Origin of the sequence: Mesorhizobium sp. LCM 4576 (genome assembly GCF_001854815.1) — a bacterium.
Lineage (GTDB): Bacteria > Pseudomonadota > Alphaproteobacteria > Rhizobiales > Rhizobiaceae > Mesorhizobium > Mesorhizobium plurifarium.
The window spans coordinates 1-12,778 of sequence record NZ_MDDT01000071.1 but is presented as its reverse complement, the minus strand read 5'-3'; the positions used below and the strand labels follow the sequence as shown (position 1 = coordinate 12,778).

At 57.0% G+C, this 12,778-nt stretch carries 7 protein-coding genes and 1 pseudogene; 2 read left to right on the top strand and 6 right to left on the bottom strand.

Going from position 1 to position 12,778, the window contains the following annotated elements:
* The 6 genes from LCM4576_RS31415 to LCM4576_RS31390 all read right to left on the bottom strand — a co-directional run.
* On the bottom strand, positions 1-1,078 hold a 1,078-nt coding region (locus LCM4576_RS31415; RefSeq protein WP_071036252.1), incomplete at its 3' end, for an MFS transporter.
* 1,037 nt (positions 1,079-2,115) lie between these two features.
* On the bottom strand, positions 2,116-2,865 hold the full coding sequence (locus LCM4576_RS31410) for a carbonic anhydrase (protein ID WP_040971420.1): 750 nt from the start codon (positions 2,863-2,865) through the stop codon (positions 2,116-2,118).
* Positions 2,866-3,043: 178 nt separating this feature from the next.
* A complete protein-coding gene (locus tag LCM4576_RS31405) occupies positions 3,044-4,981 on the bottom strand; it encodes an acyltransferase family protein (RefSeq protein WP_071036251.1) in 1,938 nt (645 codons plus the stop codon).
* 638 nt (positions 4,982-5,619) lie between these two features.
* Positions 5,620-6,651 (bottom strand): LacI family DNA-binding transcriptional regulator, encoded by a 1,032-nt coding sequence (locus LCM4576_RS31400; protein WP_071036250.1) that lies wholly within the window; start codon positions 6,649-6,651, stop codon positions 5,620-5,622.
* A gap of 385 nt (positions 6,652-7,036) precedes the next feature.
* On the bottom strand, positions 7,037-8,410 hold the full coding sequence (locus LCM4576_RS31395; protein ID WP_071036249.1) for a sigma-54 dependent transcriptional regulator: 1,374 nt from the start codon (positions 8,408-8,410) through the stop codon (positions 7,037-7,039).
* Positions 8,407-10,260, bottom strand: coding sequence for an ATP-binding protein (locus tag LCM4576_RS31390; protein ID WP_244510969.1), 1,854 nt, complete (start codon positions 10,258-10,260; stop codon positions 8,407-8,409). Before LCM4576_RS31390 ends, LCM4576_RS31395 begins: the two co-directional genes overlap by 4 nt.
* Before the next feature lie 252 nt (positions 10,261-10,512).
* Here LCM4576_RS31390 and LCM4576_RS31385 point away from each other — a divergent pair, with 252 nt between their 5' ends.
* Together LCM4576_RS31385 and LCM4576_RS36445 are read left to right on the top strand one after the other, a co-directional pair.
* The gene (locus LCM4576_RS31385; protein WP_040971424.1) at positions 10,513-11,943 is read left to right on the top strand and encodes a dicarboxylate/amino acid:cation symporter; all 1,431 of its coding nucleotides are present in this window, start codon (positions 10,513-10,515) and stop codon (positions 11,941-11,943) included.
* Between the two features lie 559 nt (positions 11,944-12,502).
* Positions 12,503-12,778 (top strand): annotated as a pseudogene (locus LCM4576_RS36445) (histidinol-phosphate aminotransferase); the annotation flags it as partial.

Genomic DNA, 12,778 nt, shown 5'->3' with positions numbered 1-12,778 from the left:
TCAGTGTATTGTACCCCAGGTGAACCGAGACGATGCCGGCAGCGAAAGGGAAGAAATACAAGCCAAGGAAATAGGAAAGACTGAAGATGATCTGCACCAAGGTTCGGGACTGCGGCGCAGTCACGCGGACAGCTTCTGCCTGCATCAGGGGATACGATAGCCCGTAGGTTATGCCGGTCGCCAGCGATCCCACCGCGTAAATAACAGGATGGCCCGGAGAGTAGTGGAAACCGAGAAGCGAAATAACCATCCCGCCCAGGAGTAGCGGCAAGATCCGATCGGCCGCACCGCGGCTCACGCGCGGACCAATTGCAAACCTGGAGCCGACTACGGCTATCGCCCAAGAGCCAAAAAATATTTCATACCGAAGACCGGAATTGTTCGCAAATGGAGCTTGGAAGTTTATCAACGTGGTGTAAATGCTTGYCGACAGCAGTACGAGTACAAAAAACATTGCGGAATTGCTGAAGAGAAGAGTGAAAAGCTCCCGTGCAAGCGAGGCGTGGTTGGGAATATCGGCGTCGCGGATGTTCGCCGCACGCTGCGCTGCCCACGATGACAATGCGGAAGCTGCCGTCGCCGCAAGCATTGCCAGAATGAACATGTCCAGCGTGCCCAAGCCGGTGAACCGGGCAAGCAGGCTGCTTAGCAGAGGTCCGCAGGTTACCCCTAAGGTTGAGAATGCAGAGTAGGCCATGAAACTCGATGACCGGTCTGCATCGCTTGAGAGGGCGGCAATGCAGATCGAGCCCACGGTGAAGTGCAGCGCCCATCCACCCGATTGCAGCATGTAGCTCAGGAAGTAGGGGAGGGTCGCGCGCACCCCCGAAAACTCGTTTAGGAGGATGGTCGCGCACCCCGCTGCATAGAGGAGGCCGCCGATAGGTGCAAGCCTTCGCACGCTAAAGTGCCGGGTGAGCGAAGGACTGATCAAGACGATTAAGATGGCGGTCGCCATGCCTGCTGCCGAGATCGAGCCAAAGAAGATCTCGTCTCGCCCAATCGACAACAGGTAAACTGGAAGCAGCGCAAAGATGCCCATCGCGAAGGAAATCAGGCATCTTTCAGCGATGAACATACGCCTATACCACAGAATGCGAGTACTGGCGGTTGAAATAGTGTGGCGGTTCATTCTGAATCCATGAAGTTGTGCGCTGTGTCGCCCAGAGCGATGTTGTATTGCAGGGCTATTCGGACGTTCCGTGCACGCATATCTTGCCGTGCTAAGAGCACGCGTGCGCAAGCCCTAAGTATCGCTTTGCTCCAACCCTCCATCTTGGCTGCCCGTGCCATGAACCACGACAGTCAGCCTGCTGCCCGCCTGACAAAAGAGATGGTCAAGATTCATGCCAGTTTGACCGATCGAGTCGTAGAAGGAGTTTTGTGGTTTCTTTTCAGTCGATTAGCCTGGAGAAGAGCTAGAGATCGGCTAAAGAGGCCCCTATCGTGAACTCGACAAACCCGACAGAACATGTCGGGCGCCGCCTTTGAGGCGGCTATGCCTGGCTTCGGTGAGTCACAACTACCATAAGGAGTTGAGAGACGGGGAGGGGCTCAGACAGGCCGCCGCGAGATGCGGTACGACACGATGCCGATGCTGCCGCGCGGAACGCGCCTGCGACCACGCATTATCCCGGTGGGGCGCAACAGCGATCGAACTTCGAGGCTAAATGTGGTCGGACGATACGCGCGCCTCAACGGCCGATCCCGAAGAGGGCCTCCACCGAAAAGCCAACGGCGCTGAGACTGGGCGCTGCCGCATCTGGGATCGGTGGGGACCTGTAGCAGTGGGTCCATGCCGACCCGGTTTATATTAGCCCGGGGCTCCCATCGCGGACGTGGCGGTGCCTTAACCAATAGAGCCTCGCCCTATGGGCAGGCGATCATGCCCGGAGCCGGAAGTCTGCGGTCCGAAAATTTTTCTGGACGAAATGTGCTCGGTGCCGATTACACATCGCTGGCGCGTTAGCAAGCCGGCCTGCATTGCGATTATATCGGCCGCGATGGTCCGGTCACTTTCATCTTCGTCGGATGGGCAACAAAGGCGGTCCCCTTTCGCGTTCTGCGGCCGCCTCCTCTGCCGGTCAACGTTCCTTATTGCCGCATTCCAAGGCCTCAATTGATGTCTAGGATGAAGCGCCGATTAGGTGAACGGATAGGCCGAGCGTTGTGGGGATAGAGCGAGACAAATCGAGCAATATCCGCAGCGTCGACCTCTACCGGTTCTTTTGCCAACATCCATTCAACGCTCTCGGTGCAGGGCGGCGTCGTCAATGATCCCTCATAGGTCCAGTAGCTGAGCGAGGCCGGGAGAAGCCCGCTGGGATCGATATCGGCGGCCATTGACGCGCCTGGYCGCGCAGGAAAAACTGCTGCCAGGCTTGCAAAGCTGGCATTTGTCGCGCCTGGTCTCAGAAAGACTCCCAGGACGCCAAAGCTGTCGCTCTTTGTGTCCTTGTGAACGAAATGYGCTTCCATCGGGAAACTCTTGCCAGCTATGCGATGCTCGCTTGGCGTATGAAAATGGAATTGGATCAATTCGAAAGTACGATCCCCGCGGGTGAGCGTGCTGCCTCCCGGCGTATTGATTTGAATGGTATGCCCGTTATTCACCAACTTGCAGGGGCCCTTGTGCCAATCTACTGAGATACGCGGCATGTCGGCCTTGACGGCGTCGGTAATATCAATAGGTGACTGCTGCGTACCCGCCGAACAGACGAAATTCTTCCTGTCCAGATCGGCCCAGTGCTCGGGCCCCACCTGACCAGTGTATCCCCAATGGGCCCCATCCGCCCGCGCGGCCGCAGCGCAGATGAGGCAAACGCCCTGTGCAGCGAACCCTTTGATCAGGTGACGACGGTCCATATTGCTTTCCCTTCCTAACGCGAATTGATGCTCTTCCAATTGAAAAAAAGGCCATTGCGAGGACGCACGATCCAGCGAGTTGATCGGGTCCCGAAATTGGGCCCAAGCTAACCAAGCTTCACCCTCCAGCTTTCGAACCACGAGACGAATCTGGCTGCATCAAACCATCTCATCAGCTCTAACGCRCAGCCGCAACCAGCCTCTCGGCAAGTCTTGTCCGGCGAGCGATTATCTCTGATCCATCATAGGAAAGGTGACCGCTGTCCCGGTAAAGAAATTTGCCATCGATCTCCGTCTTGCATGCTGTGCCGTCGCACAGAAAGTCGTGATAAGAAATGACCTCTACGCCAGCCTTCAAGGCCACTTGATTCAAGAGCTCAAGAGTGCTGGACTGACTTCTGCGGTATTGTGCGACGTATATTTTACAGTCGCTGTAACGCCCGACAATAACAATTCCACGTGCCTTCCTCTCAAGACAATCACCGATGTCGATGTTCCCAACCGGTGGAGGAGCAAGAACGACCACTCGCTTGCCCAGGGCGCGAACGGCTTCGACGAGAGCCTTGATGCCATCAACGGCCTCTTCAATGGAAAGATTGACCTCGGTGAAAGTACCTTTGGTCCTCTTAAGCAGCATGAATTGATCCGGCGCCGCGACGCCAAACGGGCTTGAAATGACAACGGTCTTTATTTCGGGCCGAGCTTTCAAGATACGCAAAACGCTGTCATTGAAGCGAATACAGCTCTCGCCGAAGGCGCGGGAATAGGGCGACGCTGTCGACGGCTTTGAGAAACCGGCTATTCCGACAGCAGGCAGGCACGCGCTCATCGTGAGCTGAGCCAGTCCCGTTTCTCCGATTGTCTTGGYCAAGCCGGGAACCACCGCCATGGCAAATGAATCACCCCAGACCAGCAACTCGGGCTTGTCGGTCGTTTCGCAGTTGCGAGGGATTTCCTGAGGAGGCGATCCGGGCCTGAAATCACACGCCGGTCCCAAACCCTCGTTGATCCGTCGGATATAGGCAAAGTCAATGTTGCTTTGGGTCGCCGCAATGGCAAGCGAGGGCGACAAGCCGAGCAGAACCGATACAGCGAGGAGACCCGAAGACAGCCGTAAACGGGACGTCGCATAGCCGCGCCGGAACGGCTCCTCCACGAAACGGTGAAGAACCCAGCTCGCGACAAATGAGAAAGCAACTGCCGCATAGATCGCAAGGGCAGGTGTATCTGCGAGCCAAGCGGCCCGGACAAAGCCGAGCACCGGCCAATGGATCAGATAGAGCGAGTACGAGACGTCTCCTATCCTCGCCATGCCTCGAACCGCCACATTATCTTTACTGGGTGCAAGCAGGAGGACCAGCGTTGCGAGACAAACCACAGCCGCACCCGCGGCCGGATGAGGGGAACCAATGGGGACAACGGCAATAAAGAGAAGCAATGTGAGCGCCGGTAGGCGCAGCTTCGAAAGCTTGGCAGCCACGTTGGGGCTGATGGGAAGCAAGGCACCGAATGAACCCAGGGCCATTTCCCAAAATCGGGCCGGCAAAAGAAAAAATGCGGCGGATGGATCGCGGGAGGCTAAATAAAGACATAGCGAGAAGCTGGCAACGAGGAGCACGCCTACACCGGTCAGCCACCATCTCCTCGGAGCCAAGGCCAAGAAGGCAGGGAGGAGCAAATAAAACTGCTCCTCGATAGCCAGCGACCAGAAATGCAGGAGGGGCTTCGTTTCGGCCGCGCTACCGAAGTAGTCGGACTGAAACCAGAGAACGATATTGGCAGTGAATGTGAGGGCCCCGAGAACCTGGTTTTGGAACCCTTTCAGCTCCACCTCCGACAGGAAGAAAGGCGCAGCGATCGTCGTGACCGCGATGACGAAATAGGCCGCCGGCAACAGGCGTTTGGCACGCCGGTAGTAGAAATCCCAAAAACTGAACCGTGATTGCTCAACATGCGTCCTGACGAGGCCCGTGATCAGGAACCCCGAAATGACGAAAAAAACGTCAACGCCAAGATAACCTGCGGCACCCGGCCCAAGACGGGCGTGATAAAGAACAACCAGAAGAACGGCCAAGCCTCGCAAGGCCTGAATATCGGTTCGCAAATATCGCGGCATGGACTACCTGATATAGAGGTGACTTTTGCTAAAATGAGAGTGCCACGGCAGTGACGAAGACAACCGTGATTTCATCCTATCGGTTGATTCCCTCGCGTCACCGAATTCCGAAGTCTGGACGTCACTTCCATGCCAACGAGCGCCATTTGCATACGTGTGCTCGACGTGCTTTGAAACCAGTCAGATCGAGATTTGCCCCAATTCAGAAAATTCGAAAAATCAATTGTTTCGATGGAAATCATCCACACCGTGGATCGAGGGGTAGCTGCATCACGATTGAAGGGCAACTTTTTCTCTCACCATGGCAGAAGTGATTGCCTTGGCTGTTGCACATTCAATCATCTATTGTTGTATGCAGTCGACCACCCACCCGCCGAATCGCGGATTGGGGATCGTCTTTCTGATTTCCAGACAATCATTATCGTCGTGGGCTTTGTGGGTCAGCTCCTCACATCAGCCTGATAATGGCGTGTGGTAGCGCAGTTATGCGGCTCTCCAGTTTCATCCAGAGGCCACGTCGAGACCCGTACGAGAAGAACACGGGAGCTGAGTCTGATGAACGTTTTCCGGTGATGAGACATGGTGGAATTTGTTATGCTCTGTCGTGAGYGAACCGCTCAAAGAAAGCGAATCTCGCCTCAAATGTTTTCCGGCAGATAAATCTCAAACGGCAAGAACGTCTGCCATGGCGTCTCTGCAGTGCCTGTCTCGATTGCCCTGGCCATCAGCGTCACCAACTCCTGGCAAAGCAGGCGCAGGGGCGTGGCAACCGCCATCGTAATGATGTCGTCCGCGAGTGCTGCTCGCGACTCTGGCGTGATCTCGTTGACGATCGCCAGGAGATCCCGACCATCGCCCTCTTCCCGGAGTGCAGCGATGGCGCCCTCCGTGCCGCCGCCGGCGACATACAAGCCGACAAGTTCGGATTCGCTTTGTATGATATCGCGAGTGGCCTCGTACGTGGTTTGCCGCGTATCGACGTTCAAGCGCGTGTCCAGCACCTCGAACATCGGCGCTTTCTCACGAAAGTATGACCGAAAGCCGGCTTCTCGCAATTCGGGACCCTGAAAACGATGGCTGACGACCAAGACCGCCACCTTGCCCGGCCTTTTTGCAACCTTGGAAAACATCCAGGCGGCAGTCCGTCCAACCTTGCGGTTGTTGAGGCCCAGATAGCCCTCGCGCACGCCGGCGGCAAAATCGGAAAGCAGCGAAAAAACCGGGGTTCCGTTCGATTTGAGTTCTTCGACAGCTGCCGTGACGGTTGGATGATCCGGTGCCATCATCGCGATCGCGTGGCAGCGTTCACCCATGTCCTCGAGCAGCTCGACCAGGTCGCCAGGCCTATGCGACGGCGCGAATTCAACGACTGGAACGCCCCGGAAGGACTGTGCCGCGCTGACAGCAGCTTTGATCTCTCGCGCGAAATCCTGATAGAAATGCTCGGCCGGCATTCTGAGAATAAAGCCTAATCGGTACTCCGGCAAAATCCGCTGCGCGCGCTGCTGCATCAGACCAGCTGCGTTGTAGCCGATGGCGCGGGCCGCCTCGCAGACCCGTCGTGCGGTCTGTTCCCTCACCAGTCGACGGCCGTTCAAAACCCGATCGACGGTCGCTACGCTAACCCCGGCTTCGCGGGCGAGATCTGCAATTGTGGGGCGCTTGGTCATGATTCGAGTCTAACAGGAAGTCATGGGGAACATAGAGGACGGGTCACGGAATTTGACAGAATATGTCAGTCTGCGTTGATGCCGGCGATGTCGCAGTAGACTCCTTCTTGGCCGGATTCGGCGATTATGCTCGTTGGCAGTTCGACGCAACTGCTGATCACGCATCGACCGAAAGAACAGATATGCAGCACGAGGTCTTTCAGGTCTCGGAGCCAAAAGGGATTGATCCCCCAAACTGCCCGATCATCAGGCGCCCCCGTCTCACGAGACGATCCGTCAAAGCGCGCCCCTGACGTATCCGCACCGGCAAGTGTTTTGTTGGGCGCAAGCAGCTTAACTTTCCCGGCGCCCACATACCATAGCAGCCTTTCGGYGACGGGCGAGTTCAAGAAGATTTCGAACAATCGCGGCTGCTTCGATACACGCCCGGAATTATTCCATAGCGTTTCAGCTTGTCGTAGAAGGTTTTGCGGGGCACCTGCAGAAACTCGGTCGTCCTCCTCACGTCGCCATCGCATTCCCGCAATGCGTTGCGGATAACGGCCGCCTCATAAAGACTAACCTTTTCGGAAAGAGAGAGACTTAATTCATCGCCTCTTTTTCCAGGGAGCGAATTCCGCGCCCCTTCAAGTCCCAATGCAACCCGATCCGCGAAATGCGCGAGTTCGCGGACATTGCCGGGCCAATCATGGCCCATCAGATGATTACGCGCGGCCGCGGTTATCTCCCACTCTGGCTTGCCGAAGCGTTTGCACGCTCGTTCCAGGAAATGCGCAAAGAGGATCGGGATGTCCTCACGCCGCTCGCGAAGAGGCGGAATATTGACCGTCACGACGTTCAGACGGAAATATAGATCTTCCCTGAAGTCACCGCGGGCGGCCGGATCGCTCAGATCAACCTTTGTCGCAGCTACGACACGAACATTGATGCTGCGGGTTTCGTTGGTTCCGAGTGGCGTGACCTGGCGGGTTTCGAGTACCCTTAGCAGTTTTATCTGGAGTGCAGGCGGCATCGACTCAATTTCGTCGAGGAATAGCGTGCCGCCATTCGCGTATTCGAGGCGACCGATCCTGCGCCTGTGCGCACCGGTAAAAGCGCCTGCTTCGTGGCCGAAAAGTTCGCTTTCGATGACACTTTCGGGCAGCGCCCCGCAGTTCAAAGCCACGAATGGCTTGGTGCTTCGTCTGCTCCAGCGGTGAAGCAAATCCGCGACCACCTCCTTACCCGTGCCGGTTTCACCCTCCACAAGGACGTCAACATCCGTATCGGCGATCTGTCGAATCGTTTCTCGCAGCCATGTCATACTCGGCGCGTTCCCTAGGAGAGGCATATCGCCCGCGGATCGGACGACCGCATCCCTGAGGCGCCTGTTTTCCAGGACCAGGTGCCGGTTTTCGGAAGCGCGATTCAGCGTCACCAAAAGCCGTTCGGTGTCATATGGCTTGGAGATGAAATCGTAAGCGCCGTCCTTGATGGCGGCAACGGCGAGTTCGACGTCGCCGTGCCCAGTGATGAGGACAAAAGGGATGTCCGGATCGATTGCTTTCACCCGGTCAAAGAGCTGAAGCCCGTTCATTCTGGGCATGCGGATGTCGCTGACGACGGGACCATTGAAGTTCTCGTCGATTCTGGCGAGTGCGGCCTCGGCGGAATTGACGACGATGGGGCTAAAGCCGGCAAGTTCCAGCATCTGCCCTGCAGCGGGCAGCAGATCATCGTCATCGTCAACGAAGATGACAGGCCCTTTTTCGCCACTCATTCGGCACGCCTCAATTCGATGGTGAAGGAAGTACCCCTCTCGTCGCTGGCATCGAGTCGCAACGAGCCGCCGAGCTCGCGGGCGATTTCCTCTGAAATAAGCAGGCCCAGGCCGAGCCCCTTTTCCTTGCTTGTGGTAAATGGCATGAAGAGGCTCTTGCGAATTTCAGGGGCGAGGCCGGCACCGTTGTCTCGAACCGAAATGGTGACTGTTTCCTTGTTCTGAGCAAGTGCTATCTCGATCCGCGGCTCCGGCAGGCCCTTCAGGGCATCGAGCGAATTCTGCAAGAGATTGACCAGGATTTGCTCCAGCCGAACGCAACTTGCCACCACCGTCGGAGACGGATCTGTCCGTTGCCGTTCGATCGTCACTCCAGATTCGCGGATTCGGCCCGAAAGCAACGAAAGCGCCCCGTCGATCGCGTCCTCCGCAGATATTGGCCCCACGGAACCGGTTGCGCGGCGAGAGAACGACCGCAGCGTTTCGGTGATCGCCCCGATACGTCCCGTTATAGCGATGATCGATTTCAAATTCCTGGCGGTTTCTTGCGGCCTGTCGCCCCGCAGAAGACGCGATGCATTTTCGGCATAGGTGCGAATTGCTGTGACCGGCTGGTTAATCTCGTGAGCAACTCCGGCTGCGATCTGTCCAAGAATTGACAGGCGATTTGCCTGAGAGAGTTCTTCACATAACCGGCGCACCCTTGCCTCGGCATTCTCGCGCTCGGCTATCTGAGCTGCGAGCGCTTCGTTCGAGCGGCGGAGCTCTGCCGTACGCAAGTTGACGCGATGTTCCAGTTCCGCGTTCATGTGCGCAAGCGCCTGCTGTCGTTGTCGGATCGCCCGGCGCCGTCGAACAATAACGGCAACCGCAAATGCCACGAGCACGAGGGCAAGCAGTGCTGTCGCGCGGGCTGTCATCATCGCTGCGGAAATCTCTGCATCGGCAGGAATGAGCAGTGACAGCCGCCAACCTGGGACCACTTTGCCGAGATCCTGCGAAACCGTGACAAAGCCGGCTTCCTTGTCGACGGTACTTGCGGTGACCAGGTTGCCGCCGCGGTGCGAAAGCGGAACTGGCTCGAACGCCGCGCCAGGCAGCTGCAGATGATCGCGCGCGATTTTTGCCTCTTTTTTGGAAAGYGGCGAGAGAGCGCCAAAACGCCATTGAGGCACGCTCGTTGAAAGGACGACGCCCCGCTCGTCGCTCGTGAAGACCACGAACCCGCTCTTGCGCCAGCTCGACTCCACACGGTCGAGCTCGACCTTCACGACGACGACGCCGAGTGGCCCCTCCGGTCCATCGATCCGGCTCGACAAGAAGAGGCCTGGGCGCTTGCTAACGGTACCAAGTGCGTATTGCGTGGCCATGCCGGTCGCCATGGCTTCAACGAAGTAATGACGGAAACGGTAATCGCGGCCGACAAAACTGGTGGGCTCGCCGGCATTGCTCGCAGCAACCGCCGTCCCCTCACTGTTGATGACGTAGATGACCGAAGAGGCGGCCTCGTGCGCGATGGCTCGAAGCTTTTCATCCAGGGCAGCTTCCCCACCAGTGCCCGGACTGCGAAGTATCTCCTGGACCGCACCGTCACGAGCCAAGACGCGCGGAATCAATCGCTGCTTCTCGACATCTCCTTTCAAAGTGTCGGCTGCAAGTGGGCGCGCGGCAAGAGCACGATCGCGTAGGTCTGACGMAGCTTTGGTGCCGGCAATACGGCCGGCTGCAAGAACAAAAAAGCCGAGCCCGGCACCAAGAAGTGCAAACAAAACCGCAAGCCAGAGAAATCTGCCGGTGCCCAGTCTGCCAGGGAAGTTGAACGGGGCCTTATGCAAGCCACCCTCGCTGATGCCGTCGTTTACTACCGCGTTCGCCACCTTAGTGCTGGATTTCGCCAAATGGAACCGCCCAGTGCGGAAATTCACACAAGTGGATGGGGCTCAACCTCCCTGAAAACATCCGAAATTGCGCGATCCGCTCGGCCTATCCGTTTGGCATATGTCTTGYGACGAACAGCGCAGCAGCGTTCGACCGGAGCGCAGCGGCCGGGAATAACCCGGGGAGGAGAGGCAGTGCCGAGATCCGGTCTGGGAGAGAGATTTATGTTGACCCCAAAAGGCCCCAACGCAAATGTCGCGCCTCGCAAGCCTTTCTATGCACGGCTTTATGTACAGGTGATTGCCGCCATCGGCCTGGGCGTCGTGCTCGGCCATTTCAACCCCGAAATCGGCGAAAACATGAAGCCGCTTGGTGACGCCTTCATCAAGCTCGTCAAGATGATCATCGCACCGGTGATCTTTCTGACCGTCGCGACCGGCATCGCGGAGATGCACAGCCTTCAAAAGGTCGGCCGGGTAGCCAGCAAGGCGATGGTCTATTTCCTCACCTTCTCGACGCTGGCACTGATCGTCGGCCTCATCGTGTCCAATGTCGTTCAACCAGGCGCCGGCCTCAACATTGATCCGGCCTCGCTCGATATCCAAGCCGTCAATCCCTATGCCGCAAAGGCCCACGAGCAGTCCGTGACGGGCTTTCTGATGAACATCATTCCGACCACGATTGTGGCGGCCTTTGCAGATGGCGACATCCTTCAGGTCCTTTTCTTCTCGGTCCTGTTTGGCATTGCGCTCGCGATGGTTGGAGAGATGGGCAAGCCGATCACTTCCTTGCTCCAGGCTCTCACCGTGCCGATCTTTGCACTCGTTGGGATCCTGATGAAGGCTGCCCCGATCGGCGCGTTCGGCGCCATGGCATTCACAATCGGCAAGTACGGCATCGGCTCCGTCGTCAATCTCGCGATGCTTGTCGGGACGTTCTACCTCACGGCCTTTCTCTTTGTGTTTGTCGTTCTCGGCGCAGTCTGCCGTTTCAATGGCTTCTCGATCGTTTCTCTCATCCGGTACATCAAGGAAGAGCTCCTATTGGTTCTTGGAACGTCCTCCTCGGAGGCCGCGCTGCCCACTCTCATGGAGAAGATGGAGAAGGCTGGCGCCAAGCGTTCAGTCGTGGGTCTGGTCATTCCGACGGGATATTCCTTCAATCTGGACGGCACCAACATCTATATGACGCTCGCGGCCCTGTTTATCGCCCAGGCGACGAATACGGATCTCTCGATCGGCGATCAGATCCTATTGCTGCTCGTTGCTATGCTTTCCTCTAAGGGGGCGGCGGGGGTTACCGGCGCCGGATTCGTCACACTGGCCGCTACTCTTTCTGCGGTGTCGTCCGTTCCGGTGGCTGGCATGGCATTGATCCTCGGCATCGACCGCTTCATGTCCGAGTGCCGGGCCCTTACGAACATCATCGGCAATGCCGTGGCAACGCTCGTAGTCGCCCGTTGGGAAGGCGAATTGGATCAGGCGCAGTTGGAAGCCGCGTTTGCAGGGCATCATCTTGCCGAGACATTGGCCGGCCAGCCACCCGTCCCGCAGCCGCCAAGTGAGGCCGCCTCGTTGCGACTCGTCTCGTCGCCGGATCGCTCACCACCACAGCACGGGCGAGCCGCAGACACCAAGCGAGGACTCACGGATTGATGAAAACAAACGCGCTGACGGCAGACCAATCGCGCTTGAGCAAACAACGTTCATCAATGTGCGCCGAGTTTTTTGCGTGGAACACCCTTCACCGGCACCGTGTCGATCATAGAGATTCAAACGAGTCGACCCCGGAAATCCAGTACGAGGATCGGGAGGTCCTGGCCGGCTATTGGCGCGAGCGGTAGAAATACTGTGGCGCCGCATTAGCCGTCGTTGAAAAGCAATCTGGCGCAGTTAAACGCCGGTTCGCAACCAGCCTCCAATTTGTCGATGAACAAATGGCGAGGCATGCGTAAGCGAAGCATGGCCTTAGAAACAGACGGTATCATCGTGCCACCTTTAAAACAATCGCGCGGATCAAGATGAAGTCGATGGCACAATTTTGCTAACAATAGAAGAAAAAGAATTTTTCTTATACGAGGTAATCGGGTTTTGAATTACCTCAGATAAAATGTGACATTTCAACTTATAAATTGGAGGTAGCGAAATTGGCGGGGAGCAAAACACTAGAAAGTTGAGGGCGGATGATTGAGCCCTCATGTCAACTGGAGAGGATATGTCGGGAACAAAACTAAAAAGCGTGCTTTCGTCGTTTTCGCAGGTGCCAGGGGAACTAAAGCCTTTGCCCTCCGATCGCCATTCATTGGACGATAGCTGCGTCCGGTTGCATACGACCGAGAATCCATTTCCGATGCCGGAAGTCGTAATGCAAAGTGCAATTGCCGCCCTCGAGCAGCAGTATCTATATCCAGAACACGACAACATCGGCTTGAGAGAAGCGGCGGCTGATGCCTACGACCTCACCAAGGATCAAGTGATTGCCGGAAACGGA

Excerpts from the sequence above, each read along its gene's own strand:
- LCM4576_RS31395 (WP_071036249.1), bottom strand. The coding sequence starts at position 8,410 with ATGAGTGGCGAAAAAGGGCCTGTCATCTTCGTTGACGATGACGATGAT.
- LCM4576_RS31400 (WP_071036250.1), bottom strand. The coding sequence starts at position 6,651 with ATGACCAAGCGCCCCACAATTGCAGATCTCGCCCGCGAAGCCGGGGTT.
- LCM4576_RS31385 (WP_040971424.1), top strand. The coding sequence starts at position 10,513 with ATGTTGACCCCAAAAGGCCCCAACGCAAATGTCGCGCCTCGCAAGCCT.